Source organism: Actinoplanes sp. NPDC049265, from assembly GCF_043197135.1.
Classification (GTDB): domain Bacteria; phylum Actinomycetota; class Actinomycetes; order Mycobacteriales; family Micromonosporaceae; genus Actinoplanes.
In genome coordinates this window covers 1-17,549 of record NZ_JBICSP010000039.1, presented here as the reverse complement: position 1 = coordinate 17,549, position 17,549 = coordinate 1, and the positions used below count along the sequence as shown (strand labels likewise).

The following is a 17,549-nucleotide window of genomic DNA, read 5'->3' as shown; positions in this document are numbered from 1 at the left end:
GAACCAACGACAACAGGACAGTCGTGCCGGTGTGGACGCTGGCGACCGGTAACGGCCAAGTGCCTGCGCTAACCGGAGATGAGCCGATGACGGTTGAGCGCTTGACGGAACTACGCAGCGTGCTGGCCGTTCTCGCCGCCGAGCCGATCGCGACACTGGAGGCGTATCCGCTACCTGCCGATGTCGATCGCAGCCGGGGCATCCCGCTCGATGCCACGAGTCCATTGGCGCAGCACCTGTCACAGCTCATCACTCAGTCGGCGCGAAACTCCACGGGAGCGGCAACCGCTGCCGGTGAGGGTCTGTACCGCATGGTGATTCCGGCGAAGGTCGCGGCTCGGGTAGGTCAGGGCATAGTTCGCCCCATGGCATCGAAGGCGGCAGCCGGCGGTATCTACGGCACCCTCGTTGACTCGACGGGTATCGCCGCGAACGCGACGTTTGTGCCAGTCGGGAAGGCGGCAACAGCGGGCGCGGTCGGCGGAGCCGGCGCAACGGCTGGCGCAGCGGTCGCCGGCAGTGCGGCGCTCACCGTAGCCGCACCGCTCGTGCTCATGGCCGTAGCGGTAGGAGTAAGCGCACATGCCGACTACAAGCGCCAGCAGGCGGTTGAACGCATCACGGAACTGCTGGAGCAACTGCATGACGACAGGCTCAACGACGAGCGCAGCGAACTCGACGGCTGCCGCGACGCCATCGACAAAGCCACCGCCATCCTGCTCGACCAGGGCAAGCTCGGTATCTCACTCGGACTTGACTCGGCAGTGCATGCCATCGGCAAGGCGCTGGCCGCCACCGACCGTCGCCTCACCCGTTGGCAGAACGCACTCGACAGGTTGCCTGACGACAAGGCTGTCGGGATCGACACCCTGACCAAATCATTTCCCGGCGTCGACGCGAACGGCGGAGTCTTCCGCACCCACCTCGAACTCGCCGCCTTGGCCGTAGCGCTGAAGAGGCGAGTCATCATCCTGCAGGCCGTCGACCATGCGCAGAGTGACCCGGGCAACTCGTTCGAGAATTTCACCCGGGCACTCCGGGTAGATCAACAACGCCTCGACAAACTGGAGTCGGACATCGCCCGCGTCCTTGGTCGGCTGTCGGCGCTCGAACTGGCACGTCCGCACGGGCTGCTGCCGGTCTTCACGACGGGTGAAGTTGATCGCCTGATGAGCGCGGCGAACCGGATCCACAGGCTGGGAGACGAGGCCATCGTCAGCGGACGCCCCACAGACGTGGCTATTGAAATTGCCCGCAACGGCGACAGCTCGGTGGTGGTGTTCCCCGCGCTGGCCGCGTAGGCGTTTTGCGCTATCCCTACTCCTACGGCACCCAGCAGGTTGCCCGCGGATCATGCCCCAGGCCAGTGGGCTCCGGAGGTATTCGGAGACGACTCTGGTAGCCGCTGACGGGCTGGCGCGACTGCACGGGTTGACGTCGTCGCACCAGCCAGCAGATCGGTTCAAGACGGGCCGTCGTCGGGTATGGGTCCTTGGGTCGCCCCGGCGTTCAGCAATCGGCGGACATGACGCTCGGTCACTTCGAGCTGGGTGGCGATGTCGGCCGTGCTCGCGTGTGGGTCGTCCGTGCACATGCGCGACACCGCTTCCGACGTGCTGTCCTCTCGGCGACGCCGACGATCTGATGTCCACGCTGACGAGGGTGGTGTCCGGCGTTGCGGCGATGGCACAGCGGTTGATGATGAGGACGGCGTGCTGGCTGTCGCAGCGAGGGCAGGGTGGCCATCGCCGGAGGCCGTTTGCGTCGGGACGGGGCCAAGGCCGGGCCACCCTCGGGTTCTGCTGACGCTTGCCGGGCGCGGGACAGGATCTCCACGACGAGCAGCAGCGCGACGGCGGGGCCGCGCGGCCACGATCCGGGCGCCGAGGGTCGGTTGGGCTGCCGTGATGTTCGCGGCGACGCTGGCCGTAACCCCAGCGAGGAACGCGATCTGCGCGGACCAGCGCACCGGCCGCACAGCACGCTGGTCGTCCACCATCACGGTGGAGGCGACGATGAGCATCCCGTCGACCGAGATCGGCAGGACGTACGCCACCTCCGGCCGCTCATCGAACCGCAAGGCCACGTGGACCATGTGGCTCCACGACGACCCACGCAGCGATGGACGCCACCGCCACCGTGCTCAGGTTCGGGATATTCGGGTCGGGTTCATAGTTACACCTCCTCCGCGATGCGGTGGTGGATGGTCCGGACCTCGTCCGGCTCGAGCAGCGGATGTCCGCCGATGTCCGTGCCGGCCTGGACCTCAGCCCAGCGCTGCCACCGCCCGATGACCTCGGCGGGGCCCAGGCCGGTCGCGGCGGCGATGTCCGGGGTTCGTTGGGGAAGCCGACCTGGGTCGTTCCCTCTCGCATCTCAAACGGTGATCCGGGGCGTATCCGCCGATGTGTTCCTTGAGCTTGAGGATTGGCTCCGACCAGCCCGCCGAGCGAAGCACACGCAAAACCCGGTCGCGCGCTTGCCGCCGGGCCGCCCGCTCGGCGGGCCCGCCTCTGCCCTGCGATATCTCGCGGGAGGTTGTTTCGGTGTCATCGGGTCTCGTGACCGGCGCAGCAAACTTCGCATGCGCCGCGTCCGGCAGCGATGGCATCGACAGTCGGTACCCACGTCAGGTCGGATCTGACGCCGCCGCGTCGCTCGATTCGTCGCCAGCCGTCGTTGAGTGCGGCGCAGCCTTCGCTGAGGTGGAAGACGGCGCCCACCGGACGTGACCGCGACGCGTTCCGGGCGCGCGCTGGCTGACGGCCGGCACTGCCAGCATTGGAGGGTGACGAGGTCATGAAAACGCAGCGGGAGCTGAGCCGTTGTGTGGCCTCGAGCAGGCCGGTTCCCGCCAAGGCGCTTGCCCGTTGGGCGCAGGCATCCGACGGTGTGGTTTTCGGCGTTGCCTGGGGGTTGTCGTTAGTTGAGGCTCAGTGCACGGATGGCTTCGGGACTGAGGACACCCTGGTAGGCGCGGACGGAGTCGAGGTCGCCAGGGAACCATTCTGCGTTCGTGCTGTTTCGGCGGGTGCGGCCAGCGGTGAAGCTGCCGTTCGCCGTCCATGGTGCTGTTGTGGTGGTCGCCGAGTTGGCTGCCTCCCCGTTGACGTACAGGGTTATTGCGCCGGTTGTAGCGTCGTAGCTGCCGGCGAGGTGAGTCCAGGTGTCGACGGGTGCGACTGATGGTGATGCGGCTTGGGACGTTGTGGCGGTTGCCTGGTCGTTTTCCGCGATGACGAACCGCCAGCAGATGCATGGTCCGCTCCACTGGAGCATGAAGCGGCCGGTGGCGTTGCCGTCTTGGCTGAGCACTGTGTAGGTGCCGTCGGTTCGGGAAATTTTCGCCCAGGCGGCGACCGTGAACGACTGGTCGGTACGCAGGAGCTGAGGTGTGGTGATGGCGTCGGTCGTGCCGTTGAGCCTTACCGCTCTGTTGTCCCACTCGAAGTGACCGGGCGTTGCGTAGGTGGCGGCTCCGACCAGGGTGCCGTCGTTGCCCTCCCCCGATGTGTCCACGACTTTGGCCGGGTCGGCGGCGTCGTCTTCAAGTTCCCATTTCGCCACCAGGGTGGCGGCCGCTTCGGTGGCGAGTTCGGCATCGTTGAGGGCACGGTGCCACACCTTGACGTCGGCGATGTTTCCCGAAAACCAGCTGGTATCGCTACGCCCGATCCAGGTGGGTCCGTTGGGATCGTTGAAGGCGGTGACCTGTTCGACGGAGGTGTCGGCTTCGCCGTTGACGGTCAGCGTGAGGGTTTTGAGGTCGGCGTCGTAGGTTGCGGCGAGGTGGGTCCAGAGTCCGGTCCGGGCGGGCAGGGAGGCGATCGCGTCGTGCCAGACGACGGAGTCACCGGCGGCGGCCGAGGGCATCTGGGCGACCCAGCGGTCCGATGATTGCTGGTAGCGGAGGTTGAAGGACGCGAAGCCGTCGGACTCGCGGGCGAAGACGGTGCGGTCACTGCTCTTGTCGGTCAGGCGTACCCAGGTGGAGATGGTGAAGCTTTGGGCTGTGTTGGTACGTAGGTCGGTGTCTGCGTAGCTGCTGGTGCCGTTGAAGGTTCCGGCGGAGCGTCGGGCGATCCGGCTGTCGCCCCAGCTCACCTGGTGCAGCGTGGCGTCATGCTTTACCGGGGCGGTGCCGGTCCCGGTCCCGGTGTCTTGGGCAGTGGTACCGCTGCCTTCGCCGAACTTCCACACCGCGATCGGGTCGGCGCCGGGCTCGGTGCCTCCTGACTGGTCTTCGGTGATCCAATCGGTGTCGTCGATGTTGATCAGGTACTGCTCGGCGAGGGTTTTGTAGTAGTCGTCGTTCGGCATGCGCGGGCTGCTGGTGCCGAGGTAGTCGTCCAGCGTGGTGCTGGAGAGGTGGTCCCCGTCGGTGGATACGGCCTCAGCGAAGTTGATCACTCCGTCGGTGACGCCTTGCAGATTGGTGCTGCCGGCGATGCCGAGGATGTACTCGTTGACCTGCTTGCGGGCGGCTTCCTGGGTTGCCGTGGCGGTTGTCGTGAATGGTGGCAGCGTGGCCACGTAGACCTTCAGCGCGCCCGCCTCGCCGCGCGGGATCCGGGTCTGATCGGTGGCGTCGTCGGTTGTGAATCGGCGTAGCTGGGTGGCGAGCGCGACCAGTTTCTGGCGGACCGGGTCGGCGCAGGCTTCCGCGGTGGTGGCGGTGCAGGCCATTAGGTCGTTGGATCCGGCGGAGATGAGCACGGCGCGGACGTTGCTCTGGTTCAGTACAGCCCGGTCGACTGCTGTTGTGGCGGTCGTTGGCTCGCCGCCGAGCGAGGGCAGCTTGGCCTTGTTGCCGGTGCTGCTGGAGCCGAGGTTGAGGACGCCGAACGGCACGGTGTTGCCGGTCTCGGGCGCAGCGGCCAAGGCTGCGGCGAGCTGGCTGTCGAGCTGGTTATGGCCGTCGCGGGTGGCGGTGTCGGCGTTGACGGTTTGATCGCCATACAGCACCACCGCGCCGGCCGGGTGTGTGGCCGACGTGGTGACGTCGATGCCGGCCAGGAAGGGTGTGCCGAGGATCACGGATGAGGTGAAGTTGGTGGCTGCCTTTTCGCCGGTGTGGTCGGTGTTGTCGGCGGCGCTGACATAGATGGGGGTACGCCCGTCCTGGTGCCCGGACAGAGTCGTGAGGTTGCCTCGAACTTTGGCGCTGACCAGGACGGTGGCTCGGTCCGGGGCGGCGAGCGAAACGGGGTCGCTGAGGATGTCGGCGCCGGCGGGCAGGGTCAGGTCGCGGGCGCCGTTGAAGGTCACGGGTGTCGGGGTGGTGGCGGCTGTCGCGCCGGCGGCCGGGTCCTGCAGGGCGAGGGTGACGGCGTCGAAGGTGACCGGTGTTTTGCCGAGGCTGTTGGCCAGCCGGACACGGATCTGGTGTCCGGCGGCGGTGCCGATGCTCAGTTGCGCGGGAATCCGGACGGTCTGGTTGTTGAGGGTGGCGTCGACCGTCGTGGTGCCGCTGGTCTGCTTCACCGCTCCGGTGTCCTGGGCGGTGGCCCAGCTGCCGGTCCAGCGCACCGGTGCGGTGCTGGTGCCGGTGGCCGAGGTTGGCCGGATGCCCAGGCCGAGCAGGTGCAGTGATGACGTGGCGGCTGCGACGCTGGTGCTGATCAGGGGCAGTGTGATGCCGGTGACCGGCACTCCGGGGCAGAGCAGGGGCACGGTGATCGTGACGAGGCTGACTGGCACGTTCTCCTGGGTGGCGTTGCTCTTGTTGCGGCGTGGGAAGGTCAGCACTGACTCTGCGGGAGGGGTGGCGGCCCAGTCCGTGACAGCGTCCAGGGTGAAGGGTTGGCTGGCTAGATCGCAGCCGCTGCCGTAGGTGATTGTTCCGCTCTTACCGGCTGGTATGGACCCGGTTGCGAAGCCGGCCAGCACCAGGGCGTTGCCTCTGTTGATCACTCCGGTCGATGGCACGGTGATCATCTGGCCGTTGGAGAGCATGTTGTCCGGTGCGCCGGTCCCGAAGACGGCGGGCAGTTTGATCGCGGCGCCGTTGAGCGTGACCGTGTTCCCGGGTGTCCACCCGGCGGCGCGTAGCCCTGCGGCGTCAATGCTGAGGCCGGTGCCGGTGGCGTCGGCTGGGGTTACGGTGGGGGTGCTGCCGGCGGTGTATGTGCTGATCGCCGTGTTGTTGAGGCAGCGGCTCGTGTCGTTGATCGCGCAGCTGAGGGCGGGAGCGAGCCGGAATGCGTCAACAGCGGCCTGGTAGCCCGTTGATGCGGAGTTCTTGCCGGTTACGTCGAGGGTGATGGTGTGCAGTCCCGCCGCTAGTTGGCGGGGAGTGGTGCCGTCCTTGACGATGCCGAAGTTGCGGTAGGTGGTTAGCACGCCGGTGCTGTAGGCGTCGAATCCGGTGATCAGCGTGGTTTGGGTTGGCGTGCCTTTGTCGAGGGTGAGGGTGTAGGTGCCGTAGTCAGCGGCGGTGGTGAGGTTGGCGCCGATCTCCCAGGGCCCGGATGTCGGCAGGTCGATGGAGAAGGTGGCGCTGTCACCGTTGGCGACCTTGCTGGTGGTCGACCGGTTGGCCAGGAACGCCTGCGACTCGCTGATGTAGTAACGGCCGGGCTTGGACGCCTGGGCGACCATCATGGCGGTCTGACTGGTCGTGGCCGCGGGCGGGACGACGGTGGTACTGCCGTCGCTGTTGGTGGCGGTCCAGCCGCTGATCAGCTTGTCGCCGGTCGCGTAGGTGGGTGTGCTCGTGCCGGCGAAGAACGAGTAGACCGTCTGGGTTGATGTGGACCCGGCCTGGTCAACCGTTTTGGCGGCGATCTTGTGGGCGCCGGTCGTGCCGGGCGCGAAGGTGACGCCGGCCGAGCCGTTGATGACGACCGTATCGGTGCCGTTGCCGTTGTCGGCTTTCGCTAGGTAGACCTTCCCCGGCTCGATGACTGTCGTGCTGGTCCACGGGATGCCTTGACCGGCGGCGGTGGTGTCGCTTAGATCGCCGTCGAGGGTGAACAGGTAGCTGTTGACGTTGTTGGTCTTGTCGGCGATCAGTTCGAAGACGCCGCGGTCGGTGTAGGCGCTACCGAGTTGGTCGGGTGGGAACTGGGTCGACTTGATCTGTGGTGGATTCGGCTTCTTAGTGTCGACGGTGAACGCCTGGGTAGTTGACCAGACGCCACCCCAGACGCCCGAGGCGTTCTTGATCGCCGCTTTCCAGGTGTAGTTGCCGTCGGGTAGGTCGTTGGGGACCTGCCATGGAGTGCCGTTGAGGCTGTACCCGTTCGCCGGACCGGTCCCGGATCGGGCCTTGACCCCTGCGAAGAAGATTTGGTACGTGATCTGCACGTTCTCCTGCTGGCCGTTCACTTTCGGCGTGAAGCCCAGCGCGGACAGCGTCGGATTACGGCTGCTGGTCACCAGCTTGCCCCCGTCACTTATGGCTGGGGTCAGTCGTGGTTTGCCGGTGCCGTTGACGAATTGCGGCTTGTAGCTGTAGGTCACCGACAGGGTCGCGCCGCCGCCGTAACCGAGCTGTTTCCATGACAACCGGTCGCGTTCGTCGGCTGCCTGCACGACAAACGCGACGTTGCTCATCTGGCTCGCCGCCGCGGCCTTCATGTAGCTGAGTACATTGAAGTTGAGACTGGCCGGGCTGACCCGCTCCTTGGAGGTATTGCAATCGACCTGGCGGCTGGTCACGCTCGACAACAGACTGCTCTTCTTCGCCGGTTGCTTACCCCAGTTCAGCGCCGAGGCCTTCCAGGCGCTCGGACGAGCCGTGGCGTACACGACAGCCGCGGTATTGCTGCACGAAGAGGCATGCCTCTCCACCACATACAGCCGCGCCCGGAAGATCTCCGCGCCTCTAATGCCGGAGGTGTTCATGTGGTAATAGGTGCGTGCCGTCTCGCCGGCACCGTTGGGCCAGTCGTCCAAGCCGATGCGGGCGCTGGTGGCTCCGGTCTTGGAGGTGGAGTTGTAGTAGTCCCAGCCATTGGAGGAGATGCGTGCCCAGTGCAGCTGAGACGGGGCGGGGGAGCCCGACCAGACGGGGTCCACATAGACCGGGAAGGTGGTGGCTGTGCTGGTGAGCAGGTTCTGGTCGAGGGTCAGCCGCTGCTTGCCCTGCTCGATGTCGATCTGCACCTCGGCCACGTTGCGGCCGGGCTGCTGCGGGCCCGGGTCCTCGGTTCTCGCGGACTTGTCCGGCGCCTTGGCGGCAGCGGCGAGGGGGGTGCTGTCCCACATCAAGGCGGTGTCGGTGTGGAAGACCTGCTCGCCGTTGGCGGTGTCGACGGCTTCGGCCCCGCCGCCGGTGATTTCGCCTATGCGTACGTTGGTCCCGGAGACGCCGAAGTCGATGGTGCGCAATGCCGTGGAGCGGGCGGCGTCGCGGGTCTTGACGACGAACACGGACGAGTAGCCGGTCGGGTCAGCGGTGATCTGCAGATCGACGCCCGGATAGACCTCCGGGTAGGTGGCCGTGTCGCCGCTCACCACCGGGGTGGGCAGAGCCTGGGGCCAGGTGAAGGAGATCTGTCGGGAGCCTTGCCGCATGGTCAGCAGTGCGGTGCTGCGGTCGGCGGCGACGCTCAGTCCCGCGGTCGCCGCGCGAGGCGCGTAACTTCCGTTGCTCTGCCGCACCAGGGTGGTGTCGATCGGTACCCAGGCGTCGCCCTGCTTGGCCCGCTCGGGTGCCGAGGAGTGGATCGTCGTGAGGGTGCCGTCCGGATTGGCCGTCGTCGTGGAGTATTCGTCGGTCAGCCTGGGGACGGGGACCTGCTGGCCTTCGGCCTGGGCCTTGCTGATCGCGGCGGCGACCGGGTCAGTTGGCGGCTCGGCGCGCTTACCCGCGGGCTGCGGATTGGCCGGCACAGCGGCGTTCGCAGGCGGCGTGGCCGTCAGCAGCCCGGCGGCCAGAGCGGTGAGGACTGTGGTGGTCAAAGACAGGCGGCGCCGGTACGGCGCGAGGGACACCATGTGCCTCAAGGCTCCTTCACTGGGCGCGTAGCGGTACCGCGAACGCGAACGGCCGTCATTGTCAGCCGTCAGGCCGCAGGAGTTCGACCCAACTCGATGCCTAAACCGAGAGTGTGGGTTCAATCACACAGCGGAATCTCAGGTTGAACCGTCCTTTGTGGATCAAATCAGGACACCGTCGGTGTGGCGGCGGGCCGTACGCTGAGCGCGCCGCTCCGGAGATCGTCTGACATGAATGGCTTGCGGCGCCGCGTACGGGGAAGGGCGGGGAAGTTTCATGCTGTCCACCAACGTTGGCCGCACCCGGATGCTGGTCGGCTGGCGGCGCCTGATCGCGCTACCGATCGTCGCCATCGTGTCCATCGCGGGCCTGACGGTCCAGCACGCTGCCATGGCCGCCCCCGCTGCCCCCCGGCTTCCCGCGCCGCCGGCCGACCCCACGGTGAAGCTCGGAGCGCCGCGCCCCACTCCGAAGGTCGCACCGGCCAAGCCGTACGCGAAGTTCGACCCGGACGCGCGGGCCGCGCTGCCCAAAGCGCAGCAGGCCATGGTCGCGCTGCCCGCCGCCGCCAAGGCCGACGGCCGAGAAACCGCCCCGCCGCCGGTACGAGCCGGCACAACGCCGATCTCGGTGTCCCGAGCACGCGATGGTGTCGCGCCGCAGCAGGTCCGGGTGGCCACGGCAAACCAGAAGACCTCGCGCGCAGCCGGGATCCGCGGTGTGCTGTTCAGTCTGAGCCCGACCCTGGGTTCCGGAGAGGTCGGCGTCGTCGTTGACCCCTCTACTTTCCGTAGCGCCTTCGGCGGCGACTACGCCGCGCGTCTGCGCCTGGTGCAACTGCCCGTCTGCGCACTCACCACCCCGCAACTGGCCCGTTGCCGTACCCAGACGCCGCTGCACACGTCCCCGTCGGCGCCGCTTTCGGCGCAGGTAAAGCTGGCTGCCCAAGGTATGACGGTGCTGGCAGCGACCTCAAACGCCGATGGTTCCGCTGGGGACTATACGGCGACAGCCTTGTCCCCAGCGGGGACGTGGTCGGTAGGGGGCAACACAGGAGCGTTCACCTACAGCTACCCCATTGCCGTCCCCCCGTCAGTCGGCGGCGCGGCGCCCAAAGTCTCATTCGACTACGACTCGACCACCCAGGACGCACGGACCGCCGGCACGAACAATCAGTCCTCCTGGATCGGCGACGGTTGGAACTCCACCGAGAACTACATCGAGCGCAGCTACCAATCGTGCAAAGACGTCGATGATTCCGGTGCACCGGTCGGCAGCGGTGACGTGTGTTGGTCCGGCCAGATCCTGACGCTCTCGTTGAACGGGCAGTCGACGGTCATCGTCTACGACGACGCCACCAAAACCTTCCGTGCAGCTGAGGACAACTCCACCACCACGGTCGAGAACTTGACCGGAGCCGAGAACGGCACCAAGAACGGCGAGTACTTCCGGGTCACCCAGGACGGGATGCAGTACTACTTCGGGCTTAACCGGCTGCCTGGCTGGTCCGGCCAGAAGACGACCGACTCGGTCTGGACAGTGCCGGTCTACCAGGCTCATGGTGGCGTGACCGACTGCCCGGACGGCGCGTTCGCCGAAACCGCCTGCACCCTGGGCTATCGCTTCAACCTCGACTACGTCGTCGACCTCAACGGCAACGCGATGGCGTACTACTACCAACCGGAGACCGGCTTCTACGGCGCTAACGCCAAGGACACCGCGGTGAAGTACACCCGCGGCGGCTTCCTACGCCGCATCGATTACGGCATGACCAAGTCGACGGTCTACTCGGGCACCGCGCCCGCACAAGTTGTCTTCAGCACCGACGAGCGCTGCATCAAGGGCGCCCCGGCCGGCAACAACTGTGACGACGACCAGTTTACCGAAACCCACCCGGAGTACTGGCCGGACACCCCAGTCGACCTCAACTGCGTCAAGGACGCAACCGACTGTCAGATCCACGGCCCGAGCTTCTGGTCGCGCCAGCGACTCGTCTCGATCACCACCCAGATCCAGGCCGACGGCGCCACCAAGGCTGTCGACCGCTATGACCTGACCCAGACGTTCCCTGACGGCGGAGACCACGCACCGACGCTCTGGCTCGAGTCGATCAAACGGACAGGTCTTTCCCGTCTGGGCGAGGCAAACGCGAACACCGAGATGCCCGCGGTTACCTTCAACCTCGAGCAGTTGCCCAATCGGGTCCGGTCTGACCTGCCCCGGATGTACCACAACCGTATCAAGAACGTCACCACCGAGTTCGGGGCGCAGACGACCGTCGACTACGAGAAGGCTCCCTGTTCAGGTCTGCCGGCCAGCGACCCGGAGGACCAGGAGGACACCAAAGCGCAGCAGTTCGCCTCGACCAACACCACGGGATGCCAGCCGGTCTACTGGACCCCGGAAGGCCAGCCGCGGCCGCTGATCGACTGGTTCTACACGTACCGGGTGAAGAGGGTCGCCACCATCGACCAGCACAACCGTTACCAGGACGGCAGCGCTGTCAACCTGGTCACGCAGTACTCGTACCCCGGCGCCCCCGCCTGGCACTACGACGACAACGAGGTTGTCAAGAAGCGCTACCGCACTTGGGGACAGTTCCGCGGCTACGGGGAGGTCGACCTCACCACCGGCGACCCAACAACGTTCCACAAGACCGACAACGCCAAGACGTTCGACCAGCAGACGCTGACCAAGACCTTCTACTTCCGCGGCATGAACGGTGACACCCTGCCCGGCGGCCGGACCCGCACCGTCGACCCGCTCACCAGCCAGGACGGTACGGTCACCACGGGTGACCACGCCAGCTACTCCGGCCGGGAGTTCGAGACCGTCACGTACTCCGATGCCAGCGGCGACACGATCGACAACGCCACCATCACCGTGCCGACCGTCATCGGGCCCACCGCCAGCCGCACCCGCAAAGGTCTGCCTGCGCTGACCGCCCAGATAGTCCGCACCGCCAAGTCGCTGACTCGGAAGAAGGTCTCGTACGGCTGGCGGCGCACCGAGACTGACACCTTTTACAACACCACCCTGAAGCAGAGCACCACCGGTATGCCGGTGCAGGTAGCCGACCGTGGCGAGGTCGGCGCGGCTGCCAACAAGCCAACGTGCACGTTCACCCGCTACCTCGACGGCACCACCGACACCCTGGTTGTACCGGCCGAAAAGATCACCACCGACCAGGACTGCCCCAGCGCCGGAGCCAGCCCGTCTGGTGCCCTGATTTCTCACGAACGCACTTCCTACGACGGCAACCCGTTCGCCATCAACGGTCCGGGCTCACCGGCACGCCCGACGCGGGGTAACCCAACCTTGGCGCAGCAGGCGTCGACCGCCTCCGGCGCAATCGGTAGCACCTTCGTCGACATGGCGGAGAGCACCTACGACGACTATGGCCGCGTCAAAAGCACCTCTCGCACGCCGCGATCCACCGCACCCGTCAGCGGACTGAGCACCGCCACCTACAGCATCGCCCAAACCACCTACACCAGGTACACACCGACAACGGGCGCACTGCCCAAGCAGGTGGACACCATCGGCCAGGTCACACCCGGCACGGACTGCTCCACAGCCACCACATCGTCCAAGGACTGTCATCTGTCCTCGGTCGTCATGGAGCAGTCACGTCAACTACCTGTCATCAAAGTCGACGCCGCCGGTCAGAAGACTTCCCTCACCTACGACGCCCTCGGCCGGCTCACCGCTGTGTGGCTACCGAACAAGAACAAGACCGCCGGCGCCGAGGCCAACCTGCGCTACACGTACAAGATCGCGGTCGACAGCCCCAACGTGATCACCACCCAGACGCTGCTGGAACGCCCGGCCAACGCAGCCAGCCCGGCGTACGCGACCAGCAAAGTACTCCACGACGCCCTGCTACGCCCGTTGGAAACCCAGGCCGAAGGCGAAAACGGCACGACCACCGTGTCGAACACCCAATATGACTCGCTCGGCCAGACCGTCATCACCAACAACGCCTACGCCGTCGCCGCACCGCCGTCCGACACCCTGTTCTCCGACCGCATCTCGCAGGTCGACATGCCCTCGTCCACGGTCACCGACCACGACGCCATGGGCCGGCCCACCCAGGTCACCCAGGAACACAACTTCCAGGCAACCTGGTTCACCCGCACCGCCTACACCGGCGACACCACCACCGACATCCCCCCGAGCGGCAGCGTCGCCACCACCAAAACCACCAACGGGCGTGACCAACTCACCCGCCTGCAGCAATACACCACCCTGCCCACCGTCGGCGGAAACCGCACCACCGGCTTCACCATCAACGGCGGAACCAGCCAGGACATCACCTACCAATACGACGCCGCCGGTCGGCAAACCGTCACCACCGGCCCACCCGGCGACAACGGCGCCACCGGGACTCGATGGGAAGACAAGTACGACCTGCTCGGCCGCAAGACCACCCACATCGACCCTGACACCGGCACCAGCATCAGCCGCTACGACGACGCCGGCGACGTCACCGCCACCCGAGACAGCCGCGGCAACTGGCTCGACTACACCTACGACCTGCTCGGCCGCAAACTCACCGCCACCGACCGCGGCCAGGAATTCAAATACGCCGCCTGGACCTACGACACGCTGAGAATCGGCCAACCCACCGCCTCCACCCGCTGGGTCAAAGGCGTCACCGGCGGATACATAACCGCCGTCACCGGATACTCAATCCTGGGCAAGCCTCTCGGCCAGCGGATCACCCTGCCGAGCACCGAAACGCCGCTACCGCTGCAATACGAGACCTCGTTCACCTACACACCCAACACCGAGCTGCTCTCCACCCAACTCGAACCCACTGTCGGCAGGCTCAGCGGCGAAACCATCGACTACAGCTACACCCGGCTCGGGGCCCCGACGAGCGCGATCGGCGCGCAGAACTACATCACCGCCACCATCTACACCAACTTCGGCCTCCCGTCCATGGTCACCATGGGCGCAGGGAACCTCACGGCGGCCGTCGGCTACACCTATGACGACCACACGCTGCGGATGACCACGCGAACCGTGAGCCGTACCCAGGGCATCGGACCGGTAGTCGACAAGACCACCTATACGTACGACCCGAGCGGAAACCCGCTCTCGGCGACCAACGAACAATCCGAGACCGGAAACACCGTCACCGACTCCCAGTGCTACCGCTACAACACCCTTGTACGGCTCACGCAGGCGTGGACCTCAACCGGCGCATGCCCCAGCCCGGAAACCGCCCAACCTCCCCAGGGCACGGTGGCCTCCGGCGCGGGCTCCTACTGGCAGTCTTTCAGCTACGACGCCGTCGGCAACCGCACCCAGCTCGTCGACCACTCCACCACCGGCGGCGCCGACACCACCACCGCCTACGGACACGGCTGCCAGATCAACTGCGACCTCACCGGCGCCCAACCCGACACCCTCACCTCGACCACCGGCGGTTCCCAGGCCGGCACCTTCCGCTACAACGCCGCAGGCCAGCTGCTGCAACGCACCCCCACCAACGCGAACACACCCGGGCAGAACTTGACCTGGAACTCGGAAGACCGCCTCGCCGAGGTCGCCACCACCGGCGCCACACCGACCAACACCACCTACCTGTACGACGCCGACGGCAACCAACTCATCCGCCGTGACCCCGGCCGCACAACCCTCTTCGCGGGCGCCACCCAGGTGGTCGTCGACACTGCCACCAAAACGATCCTCGGCGCATCGCGCACCATCATCCATGCGGGCGCCGCCGCGGCCATCCGCTCGACCCTCCCCGACAGCGGCAACCACTATCTGCTCAACGATCCGCACGGCAGTGCAAGCCTGGCCATGGAGACCACCACCCAGGCGATCAGCCGCCAGCAGTTCAAGCCGTACGGCGAACCCCGCTCCACGGCCAACCCCGCCATCTGGCCAGACCCCGCCCGCGGCTACCTCGGCGCCCCCAAAAGCGACACGACCGGCTACACAGACCTCGGCGCCCGCAAATACGACCCCGCACTGGGCCGCTTCATCAGTCCCGACCCCCTGTTAGACACCACAGACCCGAACCAGCTCGCCGGCTACACCTACGCCGGCAACAACCCCATCACCCTGTCCGACCCCAACGGACTCCGGGCCAAAGACCCCGACCTGGACGACAGCACCGGAAAACCCACGAACGAAAGCCTCGGCAAACCGCCCACAAAGAAGCGCAATCCTCCCGGCCACAGCCAAAGCCACAGCTCCAGCTCCACGCAAGGCAGCACGGCCGTCGGAGACCACCACGTCGCCCAAGAGCGCGAAGCCAAAAAGCAGCTCTTCCTCCAAATCGTCAACCAGGACAACCCAGCCTGCCGCGGCCCGGGCTTCGAGGGCACATGCGCATCGATGCGGGATGCCGTGATGCATGGTTACAGCCCAGACCAGGCCTACATCGACATAGTTTGTTCAGGCGGCTGGGCAGAGAACTGGTGTCGAAACAAGTACGGCTACAACTGGAACTGCGGAAACATCCGGTGCCCCGAACTGATGGTCCACTCCACGGAGATGCTCGGTGTCGTCAGCGGCGGCATGGAAGCAGGCTTGACCGGCGGCCTGCGAAACGGTGCGAAAGCCGCCCTCAAGGCATGCAGCTTCAGCGGCGACACCAAGGTTTTGATGGCCGACGGCACCACCAAACCGATCGCCGAGATCAAGCCCGGCGAGAAGGTCTATGCCAGCGATCCCGAAACCGGTACGCACGGCAACCGTACAGTCCTCGCTTCGTGGCCTCACGACGACGACCTCATGAGCCTCGATCTCACCAGCGGCACAGTCACGACCACCGAAGATCATCCTTTCTGGAACACCACCGACCAGCGCTGGGAACGAGCCGATGCACTCGACACTGGGGACCAGCTCACAGCACCTATCGGAAGCATCACCATCAAAGGCCTACGGCCCGAAACCGCCCATCGATTCCCCGCCTACAGCCTAACCGTCGAGGACATCCACACGTACTATGTGCTCGCCGGCAACGCCCCCGTGCTGGTGCACAACTGCGGTGAGCTAATCGCTGGTCCGAGTTTGGGAGCCCTTCGGGTATCGGCTGCCAATCCGTCAGCCTCCGAATTGGCGGCTGCGCAGCACATGGCTGCCAGGGGCAGTAAGGTTGTTCTTCGGGACCCGGTTGGTCCTAGGGGGACTGCAACCAGCGATCTTCTCGTGGACGGGGTGCAGTGGGACGTTTATACACCCACAACAGGAAATGTGAGCAGAATTGTGAGTTCCGTTGCATCTAAGGGTAGCCAGGTCCAAGGCGGTGGCGTAGTCGTTGATCTTTCGCGGACGAGCGTTAGCGCAGATCAGCTTGCCAATATTCAGGCCAGGATTGCGGGAACGGGCGCGCGAGTGGGTCAAATTGAGGTGATTCCGTAATGGCGAAATTTCGGTGCGTGTGCGGAACAGTAATTCAAACAAGTGGGTCCATACCGAATGAGCTAGAATGGAAGATAATTTCGGACACTGAATTCGACAGATTTGAGGGCATGGTGGACGCCGAAGATGTTTATATGGCGGCCAGATCAGTATTCAAATGTCCCATATGTGGTCGGCTTTGGGTCTTCTGGCATGGTATGGACGAGCCGCCGCATTGCTATAGGCCCGAAAATGTGACCGAATTGGAAGGGTCGGATTCCTAGTGTATGTGCCGCACTCGTTAACTCGGGCGGACCTCAGTGGGCGCTACATATTCGCCTATGTTGCTGCTGTCGCGGCTGGTGCCAATCGATCGTTGTCATCTACGTGAGTTCCTATTAGGGCTTTGTCCGACATGGCCGAGGCGTGGCTGCGACTACGTTCCGGACATGCCATGCCCGAGGATGTCGCCTTACTCGAGCACGAGTCCGCGGAGGCTCACTACTACGACACCCGTCCTGGCGCGATGTATGAACAGGCCCACGCTGCCGCCAACGAGGTGTCCAGCTGGCAGAGTCAGATTCCTGCGCCGACCCACGAGGACTTGAAAGCCTGGAGGTAACCATGGGCATGATGGTCGTCGGGCGGAAGGTCGCCGAGACCGCGGACGAGGTCCGGTACGAGTTCGGGTTGGATCGCCAGTTCGACCGGACGCTGAGAATCGATAAGCACACCAAGCAGATCGCCGCCGAAAACGGCCGTTTTGATTCCGCAGCCGGCGCCGTCGCCGCGAAGATCAAACGGGCGTGGCAGGAGCAAGGCGAATTTCCACCCGGTGTCGCCTGCGCCAGTTGAAAGCCTAACAGCTCGTCCCGTGCACGCCTTCGTCCGGTCGTACGGACCGGTAGCGCGGCACCGGCAACGACGGTCGAGCGGTTCGCATGGTGCAACGTCCGGTCCACTATGCCTGCTCCGGGAGCGACCCCCGGAAACCCCACGGTGCGTTGGTTGCCCTTGGTGGGCAGGCGGCTGCTCCGGTGGTCGAGGTGCGCCTCGCTTCGCTCGGCGTTTGGCTTCGCGGGACCGATGCTGTGCAGCAGTGCCCTGTTCGCCACACCGTTGGTCCCGACCGGCACGGACTTATTCATAGAGCACTTTTCATCTGGGTTCGTTCAGGTGGGGGCAGGGCGAGGGAGTCGATAGCTGGGCGGGGTGAGGCTCCCGGTAAGACAAGCAATCGACC

The 17,549-nt window shown here is 65.6% G+C and carries 5 protein-coding genes; 3 read left to right on the top strand and 2 right to left on the bottom strand.

Annotated features, from left to right (window positions below):
- Positions 1-86: 86 nt before the first annotated feature.
- Positions 87-1,301 carry a hypothetical protein gene (locus tag ACGFIO_RS43305; protein WP_392836885.1) on the top strand — a complete coding sequence of 405 codons (1,215 nt, stop codon included), beginning with the start codon at positions 87-89 and terminating at the stop codon, positions 1,299-1,301.
- Between the two features lie 161 nt (positions 1,302-1,462).
- Here the strand turns inward: ACGFIO_RS43305 and ACGFIO_RS43300 are convergent, their stop codons facing one another.
- Positions 1,463-2,095, bottom strand: coding sequence for a DUF2637 domain-containing protein (locus tag ACGFIO_RS43300; protein WP_392836882.1), 633 nt, complete (start codon positions 2,093-2,095; stop codon positions 1,463-1,465).
- A gap of 827 nt (positions 2,096-2,922) precedes the next feature.
- Positions 2,923-8,943, bottom strand: a complete 6,021-nt coding sequence (locus tag ACGFIO_RS43295; protein ID WP_392836881.1) for a LamG-like jellyroll fold domain-containing protein — start codon at positions 8,941-8,943, stop codon at positions 2,923-2,925.
- A gap of 277 nt (positions 8,944-9,220) precedes the next feature.
- Between ACGFIO_RS43295 and ACGFIO_RS43290 the strand changes: the two genes are divergently transcribed.
- Positions 9,221-16,327 carry an RHS repeat-associated core domain-containing protein gene (locus ACGFIO_RS43290; RefSeq protein ID WP_392836878.1) on the top strand — a complete coding sequence of 2,369 codons (7,107 nt, stop codon included), beginning with the start codon at positions 9,221-9,223 and terminating at the stop codon, positions 16,325-16,327.
- A gap of 603 nt (positions 16,328-16,930) precedes the next feature.
- Positions 16,931-17,161 (top strand): hypothetical protein, encoded by a 231-nt coding sequence (locus ACGFIO_RS43285; protein WP_392836877.1) that lies wholly within the window; start codon positions 16,931-16,933, stop codon positions 17,159-17,161.
- The last annotated feature ends 388 nt before the right edge of the window (positions 17,162-17,549 follow it).